Annotated in this window: 12 protein-coding genes, 1 tRNA gene and 1 pseudogene; 3 read left to right on the top strand and 11 right to left on the bottom strand. The window is 62.2% G+C overall.

Features of this window, described 5'->3' with window-relative positions:
• Positions 1-12: 12 nt before the first annotated feature.
• The gene (locus IPK75_19205; protein ID MBK8200477.1) at positions 13-1,587 is read left to right on the top strand and encodes a hypothetical protein; all 1,575 of its coding nucleotides are present in this window, start codon (positions 13-15) and stop codon (positions 1,585-1,587) included.
• A 3-nt stretch (positions 1,588-1,590) separates the two neighbouring features.
• Positions 1,591-2,364 (top strand): hypothetical protein, encoded by a 774-nt coding sequence (locus IPK75_19200; GenBank protein MBK8200476.1) that lies wholly within the window; start codon positions 1,591-1,593, stop codon positions 2,362-2,364.
• A gap of 168 nt (positions 2,365-2,532) precedes the next feature.
• Here IPK75_19200 and IPK75_19195 read toward each other — a convergent pair whose 3' ends face one another.
• Positions 2,533-3,171 carry a hypothetical protein gene (locus tag IPK75_19195; protein MBK8200475.1) on the bottom strand — a complete coding sequence of 213 codons (639 nt, stop codon included), beginning with the start codon at positions 3,169-3,171 and terminating at the stop codon, positions 2,533-2,535.
• 212 nt (positions 3,172-3,383) lie between these two features.
• On the bottom strand, positions 3,384-4,268 hold the full coding sequence (locus IPK75_19190) for an acyl-CoA thioesterase II (GenBank protein ID MBK8200474.1): 885 nt from the start codon (positions 4,266-4,268) through the stop codon (positions 3,384-3,386).
• 171 nt (positions 4,269-4,439) lie between these two features.
• On the opposite strand from IPK75_19190, the gene IPK75_19185 reads away from it, so the two are divergent.
• Complete coding sequence (locus IPK75_19185) at positions 4,440-6,227, top strand: long-chain-acyl-CoA synthetase (GenBank protein MBK8200473.1); 1,788 nt, start codon at positions 4,440-4,442, stop codon at positions 6,225-6,227.
• Between the two features lie 147 nt (positions 6,228-6,374).
• Here IPK75_19185 and IPK75_19180 read toward each other — a convergent pair.
• The 9 genes and pseudogenes from IPK75_19180 to IPK75_19140 form a co-directional block, all read right to left on the bottom strand.
• Positions 6,375-6,451 (bottom strand) — tRNA-Arg (locus IPK75_19180).
• A 26-nt stretch (positions 6,452-6,477) separates the two neighbouring features.
• Entirely contained in the window at positions 6,478-6,786 is a 309-nt protein-coding gene (locus tag IPK75_19175) for an ETC complex I subunit (GenBank protein MBK8200472.1), read from the bottom strand.
• A gap of 369 nt (positions 6,787-7,155) precedes the next feature.
• A complete protein-coding gene (locus IPK75_19170) occupies positions 7,156-9,696 on the bottom strand; it encodes a S8 family peptidase (protein ID MBK8200471.1) in 2,541 nt (846 codons plus the stop codon).
• Complete coding sequence (locus tag IPK75_19165; protein ID MBK8200470.1) at positions 9,686-10,894, bottom strand: ATP-binding protein; 1,209 nt, start codon at positions 10,892-10,894, stop codon at positions 9,686-9,688. The genes IPK75_19170 and IPK75_19165 overlap by 11 nt, the downstream gene beginning before the upstream one ends.
• 735 nt (positions 10,895-11,629) lie before the next feature.
• Positions 11,630-11,938, bottom strand: coding sequence for a DUF736 domain-containing protein (locus IPK75_19160; protein ID MBK8200469.1), 309 nt, complete (start codon positions 11,936-11,938; stop codon positions 11,630-11,632).
• Between the two features lie 3 nt (positions 11,939-11,941).
• On the bottom strand, positions 11,942-12,178 hold the full coding sequence (locus IPK75_19155; GenBank protein MBK8200468.1) for a DUF2274 domain-containing protein: 237 nt from the start codon (positions 12,176-12,178) through the stop codon (positions 11,942-11,944).
• Complete coding sequence (locus tag IPK75_19150) at positions 12,175-13,419, bottom strand: TrbI/VirB10 family protein (GenBank protein ID MBK8200467.1); 1,245 nt, start codon at positions 13,417-13,419, stop codon at positions 12,175-12,177. Before IPK75_19150 ends, IPK75_19155 begins: the two co-directional genes overlap by 4 nt.
• Before the next feature lie 4 nt (positions 13,420-13,423).
• Positions 13,424-14,422: pseudogene (gene trbG, locus IPK75_19145) on the bottom strand (P-type conjugative transfer protein TrbG).
• On the bottom strand, positions 14,419-15,117 hold the full coding sequence (locus tag IPK75_19140) for a conjugal transfer protein TrbF (protein MBK8200466.1): 699 nt from the start codon (positions 15,115-15,117) through the stop codon (positions 14,419-14,421). Before IPK75_19140 ends, trbG begins: the two are co-directional and overlap by 4 nt.
• Between the last annotated feature and the right edge of the window lie 4 nt (positions 15,118-15,121).

Raw genomic sequence — 15,121 nt, 5'->3', positions numbered from 1 at the left:
GAAGGACTGGCGATGAGCAAGAAGACTGTGCGCTGGGGCACGGACATCGGATGCCCGAAGCGGATCGTTCCGCTGCAGGGGCGCAATGAATTGTCTGACCACGGACTGAGAGGCAAGCGCGCCAAGGGCGAGCTGGGGCTCAGCCGGGGGATCACGCGCAAGGAAGCGCGCAAGGATGCGGCGGATGCGTTGCCGTCGTCCGAGGCGATGACGCAGGACCAGTGGAGCGAGCGCGAACAGCTGATCGCCGAGCGGGCCGAGGAGGTGCGCCGGGGCACGACGACCTGGATGTCGACGACGGCTGCGGGCGTGCGCAACTATATCCACGACACCGCGCCGGCGGACATTCATGCCGATCAGCTGCGCGAGGCGATCAAGGCGGAAGAGCACGAATACCGCCATTACGAGACCGACGATTCCAACGATGCGAAGGAACGCCATTCGGCGGCGATCATCGAGCTGCAGGCGTTCAAGGAACGCCACGGCGAGCGCCTCGGCCAGCGCACACCGGACATCAAGAAAAACGTGGAGCAGGCGATCGCCATCCTCGTGTTCATCATGCTGGTGGAGGGCGCCTTCAACGCGCTGCTGTTCAAGGACGCGCAATCGGCGGGCCTTCTGGGCGGCTTGCTGGTGGCGTTCGGTGTGTCTGCCGTGAACGTGCTGTTTGGTGTGACGGCCGGCTTCTTCGGGCTGCGCTACCTGAACCATCCGGCGATGCCGGCGAAGGTGATGGGCGGCGTGATTGCCGGTGTCTGCATCCTGACCGGCATTTTCCTGAACTTCTTCGTCGCGCATTTCCGCGATGCGGTGGAGACCGGGCTGGTGCTGGCGGAAGCGGAAGGCCGGATGGGCGATTTCTCGATGTTCCAGATCCCGCCGGGCCTGGTGGTGAAGGACATGTTCCCGAACATTGTCGGCTTTGACAGCTTCGTGGCACTGGCGCTGCTGATCCTTGGGCTGACGATCCACGCGCTGGCCGTGTATGAGGGCTATGACCGCATTTCCGACCCGTATCCGGGTTATGGCCGGGTCTGGCGCAAGGAGCGCAAGGCCTACGAGCATCGCCAGCAATTGCGCGAGGACCTGAGGGGCGACCTGTCGGCCTATTTCACCAACAGCCGGATGTGGTTCGAGACGCAGCTGTCGCGCCATGCGGCGGCGAAGCGCGAAATCGAGAAGGCCATGAACGTGCTGGAATCGCGCCGGGACATCGCTGTGGCGATTGCCGCGAAGGCGGCGGACCAGGAGCGCGGGCTGAAGGTGGCCTACCGGCAGGCGCACCGGCGGATGCGCAACAGCTTGCGCGACAAGCTGGGCGAGCAGGCGGCGTGCCCGGCCTATTTCGACGAGATCATCACGCCGCAATTGCCGCCCTTCGACACGTCGAAGGAACGGGCGCAGGCGAATGCGGCGATCAAGGTGATCGACCAGAACGTGATGGCGCTGAACCTGACGCGCGAATGGCTGGAGACGCATATCCAGCAGGTGCAGCAGGGCCTGTCGTCGATCGAGAAGAAAGTGGCCGAGGAGATCGGCCGGGTGCGGGACGCGAAAGCGTCCGGCGATGCCAAGAAGGCGGGGTAGGACATGGCAAGGCGCAGGGAACGGGGTCCGTGGTTCTGGCGCAGCGCGATTGCGCTGATGCTGACGTCCGTGTTCGGACTGTTTGCGGCGGCGGCCATCCATCAGCCGCCGGGTACCGATGCGGAGACAGGGTGCCGGCTCGACCGGGAAGACCCGTCGCACACGATCGTGCTGGTCGACCAGTCGGATCCGTTCAACGCGACCGATCTCGACTGGGTGCGCAGCCTGCTGGACGGCGAGGCGCGCAGCCTCGTGCGGTACGGCCGGCTGACCGTGCTGGTGCCGAATTCGGCCTCGCCGTATGATCCGGTGCAGGTGTTCACAGCCTGCTCGCCTGGCAGCGCGGCGGAAGCGAACCCGATCTTCCAGAACCCGAAGATGATCCAGCAGGCGTGGGAGAAGAAGTTCCACACGCCGCTGATGGCGCGCACGGACGAAGCGCTGCGCGACACCGTGGCGCCAAGCTCGCCGCTGATGGAGGCGATGTACACGCTGGCGGACCGGCCGGATTTCCGGCCCAACGTGCCGGCGCGGCGGCTGATCCTGGTGTCGGACCTGATGCAGCATTCGCCGGGCTTCTCGATGTACAAGAGCGGCGCCGACAGCGAGGCCTGGGCGGAGTCGCCGCTGGCCGACATGCGGGCGGGGCTCGAGGGCGTGGAAGTGGTGGCGCGGATCGTGCCGCGCCAGCAATATGCGCTGCCGCTGGGCGACGTGAAGATGTTCTGGCGCGACTGGTTTGCGGCGGCCGGGGCGGATTACGGCTCGGTGACTTAAGGCGCACAGCCAGACAAGAAAGGCCCTCACCTCCCATTGCTTCGCAATGGGTCCCTCCTCTCCCGCGCGCGGGAGAGGGGTTGGCGTGCCCGAGGCGTGGGGGGCAGCGCTTGTGTCCGGAGAGACCCTTCGGGTCTTCCGGCGATTTTAATTTAATCTGTAGGCGGATCAGGAAGTGTTGCGTAGCTTTGGCCAGGCGGCGTTCGCGGCCTGGGCGAGGCTGGCATAGAGGGATTTCGTTTCCGGGCTGCGGCTTTGCGTGATGCCGGAGGGTGGGCGCAGAGCGAGCGGCAAGGCGGGCAGGCGGCGGCGGGCGAGACGGCGGCGCAGCAGGCGGGCGAACTTGTCCGGGTCGGCGCAGGCGGCCTGGAGCGCGGCGAGGCGGCGCACGAATTTTTCCGAGAGGGCGTAGACGTCTGGCGCGGCGCCGGTGCGGGGCGGCGGAGCCTGGCCGGGCTTGCCGGGGCGGGCGAGGCCCGCGGGTTCGGTGAGGCGGAAGGCGGGGATGAGGCGTCGGGGTGTTTGCGTTTGAGGCGTGCGCACGGGTGCGGCGGCGCGGACAGTGGCTGCGCGCGGCGCTGGTGTAGGCAGTTTTGCGGCGAGCAGGTAGATGGCGCGGCGGATGAGGGCTTCGCCGGGCTTGATCACGGTACGGAGGAAAAGGCGGATTTGCGCAAGGGTCATCGGGCCGGGCGGGGCATCGTGCAGGACATTGAAGACGAATGCGACAAGGCCGGCGACCAGTTCGCGGGTGCGCGAGACGAGGCTGCTGGTGGTTTCGTCCGGAGGAGGAGGGGTTTGCGACATGTGCGGAGTATCGCACAGGTCTGGAGGTGTTGCGTAAGTGCCTGTGGAATTCTTGTAGTGGTTTGAATTTTAGAGAGAATAATTTTGGAAAAGGTTGCGTAAGGCAGGCCCTCACCCCCCCACGCCTTCGGCGCGGGTCTGCTCGGGGCATTTGCAAGGCAAATGCTCGCTCCTCGCAGCCTCTCCCGCGCGCGGGAGAGGGGTAAGGTGGGTTACTCCGGTTTCGGCTTGCGGACGACCTTGCGCATCAGGCCTTCCTGCGCGACGGAGGCGACGAGGCGGCCGTTGGCGTCGAACACCATGCCGCGGTTGAAGCTGCGCCCGCCGCCGGCATAGGGGCTGTCCATCGAGTAGAGGTGCCAGTCGTCGAACTTCAGCGGTGCGTGGAACCACATCGCGTGGTCGAGGCTGGCCGACATCAACTCGCCGGTCATCCAGCTGATGCCGTGCGGGCGGTTGCCGGTGCCGAGGAGGGCCATGTCGGAGGCATAGGCGAGCAGGCAGTGGTGCAGCCAGGGCGCTTCGTCGATCGGGCGGGCGACGCGGAACCAGAGATCGTGGCGATCGCTGGTGACGGCGGGCTTGAGCGGGTGCAGCGGCTCGATCTCGCGCATCTCGACCGGCCGTGGACGGAGGAAATGGCCGCGGTGGCGCTCGGGGAGTTTCTCGGCGAAGCGGCGGCGCCATTCGGTGCGGTCCTCGACCTCGTCCGGGCCGATGACCTGCGGCATCTCGTGCTGGTGGTGCCAGCTTTCCTCGACGACATGGAAGCTGGCCGCGAGGTTGAAGATCTGCTTGCCGTGCTGGACGGCGACGACGCGGCGGGTGGTGAAGCTGCCGCCGTCACGGGCATGGTCGACCTGGTAGATGATCGGCACTTTCGGATCGCCGGGGCGGATGAAGTAGCCGTGCAGCGAGTGGCAGGTGCGGTCGTCCGGCACGGTGCGATACGCGGCGACGAGCGCCTGCGCGATGACCTGGCCGCCGAAGACGCGCTGGCTTTCTTCCTCGTCCGGGCTCTGGCCGCGGAACAGGTCGAGTTCAAGGCGCTCGATGTCGAGCAGGGTGAGCAGGTCTCCGACTGGATCGATGGCCATCGCGGGCGTCCTCTTTTTATCGTTGTGCGGCGCAGCAATATGCCGTCACGCGAGGCAAGGCAATCGCCAGATCGCGCCGGTTTTCTTTGACAAGGCCGGCGAAACGCCTTTGTCATGGCGCATTGCATTCCTGAACTTTTCAACGACCCTCTCCGGGCGGAGGCGCCGCACATGAATCCTATCGCCATACTTTCGCGCGAGGTCCAGTTCTTCCTGGACGCGCAGCGCCTGAAGAAGTGGACCGGCGAGATTTCGCCGGACTCGGCTTTCCTCGTGGCGGACGATTTCGAGCGGGCGGTGGATGCGTTTCCGCGCAATATCGCGTTCCGGTTCGAGGGTAAGTCGACGACTTATGCGGAGTTTGACGCGCTGGCGAGCCGGTTTGCCAACTGGGCGATCGCGCAGGGGCTGAAGGCGGGGGACTGTATCTCGCTGTTCATGGAGAACCGGCCGGAATACGTCGCGGCCTGGGCCGGCTTTTCCAAGGTCGGACTCGTCACGGCACTGATCAATCACAACCTGGAAGGCGACGCGCTGGCGCACTGCGTGAACATCGCGGAGACCAAGTTGATCGTGACGGGCGCGGAGCAGGACGAGGCGGTGCGCGGCGCGATGGCGCTGATCAAGGGATCGCCGCCGGTGTGGACGCTGGGCGGCAAGCTGGGCGCGGACCTCGGCGGCGCGCTGGAGGCGTTCTCCGACAAGCGGCCGGACCGCTCGCACCGCGCGGGCCTGCTCGGCAAGGACATGTGCCTGTATGTCTATACCTCCGGCACGACCGGCCTGCCGAAGGCGGCGCGGCTGACGCAGGCGCGCACGCAGGGCATGATGCGCAGCTTCATCGCGCCGTGCCGGATCACGCCGAAGGACAAGGTGTATATCACGCTGCCGCTGTATCATGGCACGGGCGGGCTGTGCGGGATCGGCATTGCGCTGATGACCGGGGCGACGGCGATCGTGCGGCGGAAGTTCTCGGCGAGCGCGTTCTGGGACGAGGCGACGGCGGAGGGCGCGACCGCGATCGTATATATCGGCGAGCTGTGCCGCTACCTGCTGAACACGCCGCCGCATCCGAAGGAGCGGGCGCACCGCATACGGACGGGTTTCGGAAACGGCCTGCGGCCGGAAGTGTGGCAGGCTTTCCTGGACCGGTTCAACATTCCGCACCTGTGCGAGTTCTACGGTTCGACAGAGGGCAATGTCAGCTTCCTGAACTTTGACGGCAAGGTGGGCGCTGTGGGGCGCATTCCGGGCTGGCTGGAGAGCCAGTTCAAGCATATCGCCTTCGTGAAATTCGACATCGAGAACGAGCAGCCGGTGCGCGGGGCGGACGGGCTGTGCATCCGGGCGGATGTGGATGAGCCGGGCGAGGCGCTGGGCCAGATCGGCGACGATGTGCGCCAGCGGTTCGAGGGCTATAACGACCAGAAGGCGACCGAGAAGAAGCTGCTGCGCGATGTGTTCGAGAAGGGCGACCTGTGGTTCCGCACGGGCGACCTCCTGCGCAAGGACAAGGACGGCTATATCTATTTCGTCGACCGGATCGGTGACACTTTCCGCTGGAAGGGCGAGAACGTCTCGACCAACGAGGTGGGCGAGGCGCTGTCGCGCATCGACGGCATCAAGACGGCGAACGTGTATGGCGTGCATATTCCGGGCACGGACGGAAAGGCCGGCATGGCGGCAGTGACGGCGGAGGGCGAGATCGATTTCGGCGCGCTCTACGGGAAACTCGCGGCGAAGCTGCCGAGCTATGCCGTGCCGATCTTCATCCGTGTGCAGCCGGAAGCGGAGACCACGGGCACGTTCAAGTATCGCAAGGTGGAGCTGGTGGCGGACGGGTTTGACCCCGACAAGGTGAGCGATCCGCTGTGGATGCTGGACCCGGAAGAGGCGCGGTATGTGCCGATGACGCAGGGCCGGTATGACCGGCTGGTGACGGGCGGATTCAAGTTCTAGGCGTTTCCTTTTGTGATTTGCGGACAAGCACCAAGCTCCGCAGACCCCTGCGCAGGCAGGGGTCCAGAGGAAGCGGTAGGAAGAGTTTTAGGTGCGCTGGGTCCCTGTCTTCGCAGGGACCTGCGGAGGGGGCAGGAACCCGGGCGTTGGCGACCCCGGCAGGATTTGAACCTGCGACCACTCGCTTAGAAGGCGAGCGCTCTATCCAGCTGAGCTACGGAGTCTTGAGGCCGGAGTAACGCGCGGGCCGTCAGTGTGTCCACGGCTGTTTGCGCGCGGCGGAGAAATTCTCCGAATACGACTTGATGAGGCGCTTTCTTTCGCGGGGCTCCTCGACCGTGAAGTTCAGGCCTTCGCGCTCGGCATAGGCGATGGCCTGTTCGCGGGTTTCGAAGCGCAGGCGGACCTGGCCGGACATGTCATCGATACCGGTCCAGCCCATGAGCGGATCTACGCGGCGCCGGGCGTCGGGGTTCACGAACTCCAGCACCCAGTCCTTGGTGTTGCCGCGCCCTGATTGCATGGCACTTTTTGCCGGCTGGTAGATGCGCGCTTCCATGTTTGCCGTGTCTCCGACCCCGATTGGAACTTTGGTCGGAGCGAGAGGATTCGAACCTCCGACCCTCTGGTCCCAAACCAGATGCGTCTTCGGTGTGGTCCTGCCGCAAGACCCCTATAAATACAAAGCATTAAGTGGCTTGGAAGGCCGCCGCTTGCTAACCCCTCACACGCCAAGCCACCTATGGGCCACCGTCTGAGTTGTAGTGTAGCTGGGATAACGAGGCTCCTGTCATCGTGCAACCGATATGATGACAAACCCAGTTCACAATTGTCTCAGCCTCGCCCCGGCCTCCCGGCTGGAAAGTTCGGTGTTGAACCACGGCCCAAAGCAATGAATTTGAATGAACCCGCGATATAGTGGCCCGCGTTATCGCCGCGGCCGTACTCGGAATACGGTTTGAAGTGCCTGGGTATTGGCGCGGCTGGCCTGCAAGGCCTGCTGCATCTCCCTGTAGACTGGCGCTGCACCACTCGGGTCATCGATCGTGAGCAGTACGGCGAAAGGAACGCCTTCAGCAGGGAAAGTCGTTTCAGCCCGGACGAGGCTTGTGACTTCAAGTCGCCACTCCGATGATGCGCCATGGTTCTCATAGGACTTCGCGTACTGTTTCACTGGCCACCATTTCAGGCCGTGATCAATCAGGGCCTTTTCCGGAATCGCGAGATTGGCCTTCTTGGGCAGAAACTTCGCGTCTATCTGTGTCGTGAAATGGGCGGATCCATCTTTGGCATTTTCAGTCTGACGCTGCTTCAAGCTCGCCTCAAGATTAACCCGAACAAATTCTGCGCCGAACGCAGGATCCAGCGGCGGCGCATAGACAAGTGTGATGCGGGCGCGGCCTGAACACTTGCCCCCTGCCACAAGACTTTGCGGCCAGGTAAACGGGAATCTGAGGATCACCGGCTTTTTCTCACCGATTTGGAGGCGGCTTTGGAAGAGGAGTGTGATTTCATTGTCCCCGGTCTCCAACATGTCTTGCGCTGAAACCGGTTGACCGAACCCGGCGAATTGGCGCGCAAGGTCCTTGAGACCACGCTTGGTCAATGGATCCGGCATTGCTGCATTATGTATCAACATGGCGCGGAGTGCTTCGGAGGTGAGCCCGCCTGAAGTCGCTGCGTCCAACCCTGCGAGGCTTCGGGCGACCAGTGGGGCAGCAAAACTCGTGCCGATCACCGGGATGGGTACGCCGTCTTGATCGATAGATGTAAGGCCCGTCTTTGCGCCTGGTGTGCTGATCCCTGCGCCACCGTAAGCGGCAAGGTCAGGCTTGATCCCTACTTGCAGTCCTGGTCCCCGCCGCGTGTAGACCGTAGGTGCACCGGTAATATGTCGTTTGTCATCTGTAAGGGGATTCAGTGCGCCCACGGAAATAGAACGCACGCTTTCGGCCGGCTTCAATATTGTGTCTGACGATGTGCGGTTCGCAAAATATTTTATGACGTCATTAGGTTTGGTGGGCCAGGGAGCACGCGCATCCGCATGTTTGAGGTTACCGGCGGAATTGACGAAAACGACGTCATAGGTGTCCGCGATACGATCGAGTTCCGCTGCATAGGTACTATATGTATACCGTTCGACGGGTGCCGTTGCATTGATGGATAGATTAAAGATGCGCACTCCGTGTTTTTCACGAGCCTCCGAGACAGCTTGCTCCACTTCAGACAGGAATTCGGAAAAGCCATTCGGATACTGTGCGAGAAAGTCGCCGTTGGGATACAGCGGAATGTCCACAATTTGGCAGCCGTCGCGCTCGCGTGCGACGTCTGGTCCATTGATCTGCTGGCCCACCGTAATGAGGCCTGCCACCATGGTCCCGTGTAGGGCGTCATAGTCGTCAGTGTCGAGAAAATCGAACCGGTCAACGACCCACTCATCAAGAATTGGCGCAATTCCCGAATCGATCACGCCCACGATAGGATAGCGAGCGTCTTGGGAGGGGAGGGGCAGAGGGATAGGCGCAGTTTTTGTGGTTGCCTTACCTTCCGGAACTGCCATTTCCTCATCAACGAGCTGCAATCTGATCGGTGGCCGGATCGCTCGCACAAGCGGGTGGCGCTGCAAAGCGCTGAGGGCGGCTTCATGGCGGTCAGCATTTCTGTCGATCAAAGTGGGAACTGCGCTGGGGGCAATGTCGGTCCGAACAAGCCCAAGGCGGTTATCAACGATCGCCTCGGCATCACTTTGTGTGAGTTGGAATTCAAGGACAGGCATTCTCGCTAGTCGCATCGAAAGCAATGTTCTTGTGCCAGGGCCGAATGAGACCAGCAATTTTACCAAGGAGCGATAGAGCTCAGTGCGTCCTGTCGCATCGGCCGCGATTTCTTCCGGTTCAAGCGCCTCGAAGAGGTCAATTTGATAGCCCGATACCGTCGAGGGATCGGCAAACATGTCCATGGCGGCTGAAGTTGAAAAGTTGCGTTTCTCTGACGGAGCCACGATCGAGATGGACTCGATTGCCCCAACCTCTGCTCGCCTCACCGTGGGCGCTGGATAAGGGGCTCCATCGCTTTGACGGAATACTGTCCGGACCTCGTCTTCAGCCTCTTCAATGCGAGCTTTCAGTCCACGGAGGTAAATCAGTGGAGCCCTGAAGAACAGTGTTCCAACCGCCTCTGCGCCAACGCAAGGAAACTGATCGGGCTTGAATAGCGCATAGACCGGGCGATATGATTTCGCGAGGGCTTCGGTGCGCATTCGGACCTTAAGGTAGGTGGCAGGTCCAAATGCGCTATTCTCCACTTCTTCAATAATTCGTTGGACATCGGTTGCTAAGCGTTTGCGGTGCGCGATGAACTCCCGGTCCGCATTGGCGAAAAAATCTTTCGGCCTTGGCGGCTGGCCCGGATCAGGCATTGCATGAAAGTCGGTGTCATTCAGAACAATCTGGACCGGATTATTGGGCATGGGTCGCCTCTATTACGTCCTTGTGCAGCATTTTTTGCTTGAGTGCGCTGACCTGGCTTTGCGATGTCCCGGTGGCATGACCGATTTGTTTCTGATCTAGGCCGATATCGGGATCATTTGCGATTAGGCTTACGAAGGCTTTTGGGTCAGTCGCAAGAACCCGGGCTGGGATGTGATCGAGTTGCGGCATACGCCCCAGGACGCTGCTCAGTGAACTGAACAGGTTTGATGGGTCGGGAGCTTTATCGGCCATTGCTATGGTTCGCTTGACTGCCCGGCAAATACGCTCAAGATCTGCGCCGGATCGTCCCGGCAGGCAGTAAGAGAAAATCCGGACTGTCGAGTCCTCGACTTCGATCGGTGCAAGAAAGCGTCTGATCAATGCTTCGCGGGCTGCGAATTCCGGTTCGGAAACGTGCAATTGAGTTTCGAAGCGCCGCCAAACAGCCGGATCCAGCAGCCTATCATGGTTGGTGATGGCAATTGTTACCCCGAAATGCCGCCGCCGGTCGAGATTTTGGAGAAGCGTATTCACCACCCGCTTTATCTCTCCCACTTCGTGCGGATCGTCCCGAAGTTTGGCAAGGGCATCGAACTCGTCGAGCAAGAGGACGCAGGCGTAACGATTGGCAAAATCGAACAGGTTCGCGATGTTACGTGCCGTGGTGCCAAGGAAAGACGAGATCAACCCGTCTATTCGGGCTGTGACAAGTGGCAGCCCGAGCTGCTCGGCGATATAGTGCGCTGAGATTGTCTTTCCCGTGCCCGGCGGACCGTAGATCAATAGAGACCGCGTCGGCTCGACGCCGACTGACATGAGTGCTGAACTATTGCGCCATTCAGCGAGCAGCCCATCGATCGTTTCTTGAGCTGATTGGCCATAAACCGGCTTGGGCGTTCTTTGACCCGGAAACTCAATAAGGCACAGCTGGGCTCCGGTTTCCCGGTCTATAGGCGGATGGATTTCTGGGGTCAGCTTCTCCCCCGTAATGAGCACACGCGAGACTTCTACCTGGCTGGGGGCCAGATGTTTCACTTCAGTCGAAGTATTCAAAAGCCGCTCGATTGCAGCCACCTCGTTGTTAGCGCCTGCTTTACTCAACCGGGCCTCTAGGCGATTCACTTGCTTGCGCACTCCTGCTTCATCTCCGGCCAAGGCGGCTTTGATAATGCTTTGTACGACCGCGAAATGCTCCATATCGATTATCCTTGGGTCCGAATCTGTGAATGCCTATTTCAAATTAACATATTTAGCGATAATATCAATAAATGGTTATTGGTATCGCGATTTGTCATTTTTGAATCTTAAAATCGGCCGATTCAACCACTGAAGTCTCGGTCTGGGAATTTGCCAGTTGGCTGAGGTAACTGAGGCCGAAAGTAAGGAGGCGGCAATGGTGCTGCATTCTGACGAGCGCGCGCAGCATGGTTGTTAAAGTGCGCCATGCGTCTGGAGGCTCGATCGACAGGTTTTGCCGATTGATCAATCAATGGCTGAGTGCCCTCGAGGTCGTTAGCTGCGCTGGAATGCCTCATTCAAGGCCGAAGCCTGAACTGTATTCGTCACAACTGCCTCTGCGAATTTTTGCCGGATATAGTCGCCGGGATATCGGGGGCGGCCCGCGCGAACAGAATAAGGTGGCCATTGTCCGCGCGCGCGACGCTTTTCCAGCCCAGCAAGCGACCATCCTGTCAGTTCTGAGCACTGTTTCGGCGTCAGCCAGTTTGTTTCGTTGGCAAAATCGGTGTCATGGATTCGGCTTCTCATCTTTTGACATTGCTCCAAGTCCTGATGGCGCGCCGGCAAGCGTCACTTCCCGGCTGACAGTTCCCGGTCAAGGCGCCTTCCGGCAAAAGCGCGTTTAAGGCCTCCGCGCGATGCTTTCGCTCTGTGATAACTCTGCGAGGCAGACGACGCGGCTGCCGCTCTTCACTATTGTTTCGGACGGTTCCAAACGAGGACGCCGGTGCCTTCCTTCGCGTTCTCGAAGAAGGCTGCGCGCATCGGCTGGGCAAAGCTCGGGTCATCGAGTTTGACAGCGAGGAACGGTGTTTCGCCATCCTTGGACTCTTGATGCCAGGCTGCGCCGAGTTCAGCGCCGCCTGCGTAAAGCCGAAAGTCCGGCGCACCGTTTGCCTTGTCCTTGTTGGGTACAAGCTGGGCTTTGACATTGATGGTCATGGTACGGATGGTCCCGGTCCAGGCTCCGTCCTTCAGTGTAAATGCGCCGATCTGTGCCATGAGTCAGTCTCCTTTGCTGGCATTGGTGGGCAGGGCCTTCCGGGCCCGTCTGAACCCGGCATCTGACGCCAGGAACATCTCGATCATGGCGGCGGCGAGCGTTTCGCTGCGCTCGGCTTCGCCATAAGTCTCTTGGTAGACCGCCGCATAATCCTGCAGCGCGGCGGCGGTGTCGGGATCAAGTGCGAGGGTGAGTCGGACCGGCGTGCGGTCAGCAAGTTTTGCAAGGCGGAGGTTCATGGGGCTGTGTCCTTGAAAGGACGAAGGACGAGATCCCTGGTCACGATGACACGCACCGGCCAGCCAGGCCGGATCGTGATCGAAGGCTGGACGCCGAGACTGCGGTCGACGGTCCTCTGCCCGGCTTCGTTGATCGTGTCGGTGGTCCCGCGGCGGATCGCGCGTTCGATGTCGCCGTCCTCGCCGGGACCGAGCTCCGCACCGATGCCAAGTAGCGTGGCGAGACCGGCCGCCGCAAACACCTTGTCCCAGTGATGATCGGTGCGGTCTTTGAGGCCCGCATAGCCTGAGGCATCGCTGCCGGGCTCAGAAATCGTGATCGAGCTGCCATCGGGCATCAGGATACGGTCCCAGACGACGAGGGCGCGGTCCTGGCCGAACGAGATCTCGGACTGGTAGCGCCCGATCAGGCGGCTGCCCTGCGGGATCAGGAGATGCTGACCGCGCACCGTGTCGTAGACGTTCTGCGTGACCTGCGCGATCACCGTGCCCGGAAGATCGGAGTTGATGCCCGTGATCAGGCTCGCGGGGATCAGCGCGCCTGCCATCAGCTGGTAGGGCGACAGAGGGTCCTGCACCCGGTCCGGATTGTAGACCGGGCTGGACATCGGTTCCCGGGCAAACGCGGCCTTGCGGGACTGGAGGTTCGGCTCTGGTTCGGGGCTTGGCGCGGCGTTCGGGGACTGCCGGTTGAGCGCAAGGAGCTCCGATGCCAGATCGAAGCCGGATTCCTGCGCTCCCTGCTTGGAGCTTGGCGGCGCTCCGGCCCCGCCGAGGCAGAACAGGATTGGCGCGCGGGCGGCTTCTTCAGCTTGGGCGGCGGCTTCAAGCCGCGCGGTTCGGACAGCTTCGTCTTCCGGACGCGTGCGAAAATCCGCCCGATACTCGGTCTGGAACTCTGTTTCGATACCGTAGGCCTGCTCGGTCGCCAGAATGGTCGAGCCGAGGTCGCCGGACAGCGGCGCCCCGAGCACCGGCACATCCGCGAGCGCCGTATAGTCCGCGGGCAACGCCGAGAACCCATCCGGCTTCCGCTTGCCGGTCGTGACAAGCTCTTCCTGCGAGGCGGGCTCTGCGGCGCGCGGCGGCGCGAGCGCAATCGAAGTTGCCGCAAAGAGGCCCAGCGCGCCGAGGCCTGCGCCGGCCATGAGGAGTTTGCGGTTGATCCGCGTGGCGGGCTTCGGCGCCGAGCGGATCTGCAGCTGCCGCGCTGCTTCCTTGAATGGGGGAGGCTCGGTCATCGGCTCAACCCCCGAACCAACGCGACCTTTGCGCCGCGCTTACTTTAGAAATTCGCACGACTGTCTGGGGCCTTGTCCCGTGGCGCAGCTCTGCCGCGCCAAACAGCCGGTCGACGATGTAGTAGCTGCCTCTGACCCGGTAGTTGACGAGTTCGGCCTCTCCGCTGGTGCCCAGCACGAACAGCGGCGGCATCTCGGAGGCAGAAATCGACGCCGGCATCTGGATGAACACCTGGCGCCCGTCATCGAACACGCGGACCGGTTTCCAGTCCGGCGTGTCCCCTGAGACCCGGTAGTCGAAGTTCAGGGTCTCGAGGTTGAGGCCGCGTTTGACCGAGATGGCGTCCCCTCTGCGGCAGCGCTCGTGTTGCGGGCCGCGAGGCCCGCAAGCTCATCCTGCGGATAGCGCCAGGAGAGCGCGGCCATGTAAGTGCCGGACGGTCGATTCCAGTTCCAGGTGATAGGTCCGCCGGTCGGTCGCGATCATCAGGTTGGTGCGGAGGCCCGCTTGCACCGGCTTGACCAGGATATGCGCCCGGGCGGTGCTGCCGGAACCAGACGCGGTGTCTCCGACCACCCAGCGCACCGTGTCACCCGCCGAAACCGACACGAGGCTTTCTCCCGGCTGGAGCGCGATATCCGTGACCTGGCCGGGGCTCGCGTAGAGGCGGTAGAGGGCGCCTTCCGTATAAGGATAGATCTGGACGGCGTTGACGAAACCTTCCGAGGAAGGCTCGATCACGGCACCGGCGCGGCCATCCCTGATGGTGGCTGCCGGGCTTTGTGGGGGCTTTGTTTCAGCCTCCGGCGGGGTCGGCTTGAGCTTGCCGGGCAGCGGCAGCGCGATCGCTGTTTCGACAATCTCGACGCGTTCGGGCTTCGGCTCTTCCAATGGAATTGCCGCGATGAAATCGCCACTATCGATTAGCGGCTCGGGTGGCGGCGAGGTGGCACAGGCCGCGAGTAGGGCGGTGGCCGAAGAGGCGAGCAGGAACCGGGTCATTGTCTTTCTCCTGTGACAAGGTCTTCGCTCCAGCTGAGCGAGCGGACATAAAGGCCGAGGGGGTTGGCGCGCAGGGTCTCAGCATCCTTTGGCGGCTGGAGCGTGATCGTGAAAACGCCGGTGAACCGCTTTGCGCCGGTGAGCGCGCCGCCCTCATAGGTCTTCTCGATCCAGCGGCCCTGGAAGCTTTCGCCCGAGACGCGGACGATGCTGACGACATCCACCGTGCGCGAGCGCCGGCCAATCGCGGCAAACGGGTCATGCTCGCGGGCATACTCTGAGAGCGTTGTGGCGGCCGCAGGTCCGGCGAAGGTGTAGGCCTTCAGCCAGTTCTCGCGAACAACAACGGGATCGATCGACAGGCTGCGGACATATGTGATGAACCCGGCAAGATGGTGCGCGATCTGCGCGTCGGACGGCGTGTAGGTCTCGGTTGCAGGGCCGATGGCCTTCGCCGCGCCGGTCTCGTCAACTTCGACGACATAGGGCGTCACCGTCGACTGCAGGCTCCGCCAGATCAGCGCGCCGGACGTTGCAAACGAGAGGGTGAGACAGCCGAGCGCCATCAGCCGCCAGTTCTTCGCCTGAACCCGGGCGGAGCCGATCCGCTCATCCCAGACCTGTCCGGCTTTCTGGTAAGGCGTCTCGGGGTAAGGGGAGGTGCCATAATGAGCAGCGGGGCGTTTGAAGCGCATGAGG

The sequence above is a fragment of the Acidobacteriota bacterium genome, from assembly GCA_016712445.1.
GTDB lineage: Bacteria > Pseudomonadota > Alphaproteobacteria > Caulobacterales > Hyphomonadaceae > Hyphomonas.
Note: the sequence above shows the minus strand (reverse complement) of the source record. Positions and strands in the feature narration are given on the sequence as shown.

Excerpts from the sequence above, each read along its gene's own strand:
- IPK75_19205 (MBK8200477.1), top strand. The coding sequence starts at position 13 with ATGAGCAAGAAGACTGTGCGCTGGGGCACGGACATCGGATGCCCGAAG.
- IPK75_19200 (MBK8200476.1), top strand. The coding sequence starts at position 1,591 with ATGGCAAGGCGCAGGGAACGGGGTCCGTGGTTCTGGCGCAGCGCGATT.
- IPK75_19195 (MBK8200475.1), bottom strand. The coding sequence starts at position 3,171 with ATGTCGCAAACCCCTCCTCCTCCGGACGAAACCACCAGCAGCCTCGTC.
- IPK75_19190 (MBK8200474.1), bottom strand. The coding sequence starts at position 4,268 with ATGGCCATCGATCCAGTCGGAGACCTGCTCACCCTGCTCGACATCGAG.
- IPK75_19185 (MBK8200473.1), top strand. The coding sequence starts at position 4,440 with ATGAATCCTATCGCCATACTTTCGCGCGAGGTCCAGTTCTTCCTGGAC.
- IPK75_19175 (MBK8200472.1), bottom strand. The coding sequence starts at position 6,786 with ATGGAAGCGCGCATCTACCAGCCGGCAAAAAGTGCCATGCAATCAGGG.
- IPK75_19170 (MBK8200471.1), bottom strand. The coding sequence starts at position 9,696 with ATGCCCAATAATCCGGTCCAGATTGTTCTGAATGACACCGACTTTCAT.
- IPK75_19165 (MBK8200470.1), bottom strand. The coding sequence starts at position 10,894 with ATGGAGCATTTCGCGGTCGTACAAAGCATTATCAAAGCCGCCTTGGCC.
- IPK75_19160 (MBK8200469.1), bottom strand. The coding sequence starts at position 11,938 with ATGGCACAGATCGGCGCATTTACACTGAAGGACGGAGCCTGGACCGGG.
- IPK75_19155 (MBK8200468.1), bottom strand. The coding sequence starts at position 12,178 with ATGAACCTCCGCCTTGCAAAACTTGCTGACCGCACGCCGGTCCGACTC.
- IPK75_19150 (MBK8200467.1), bottom strand. The coding sequence starts at position 13,419 with ATGACCGAGCCTCCCCCATTCAAGGAAGCAGCGCGGCAGCTGCAGATC.
- IPK75_19140 (MBK8200466.1), bottom strand. The coding sequence starts at position 15,117 with ATGCGCTTCAAACGCCCCGCTGCTCATTATGGCACCTCCCCTTACCCC.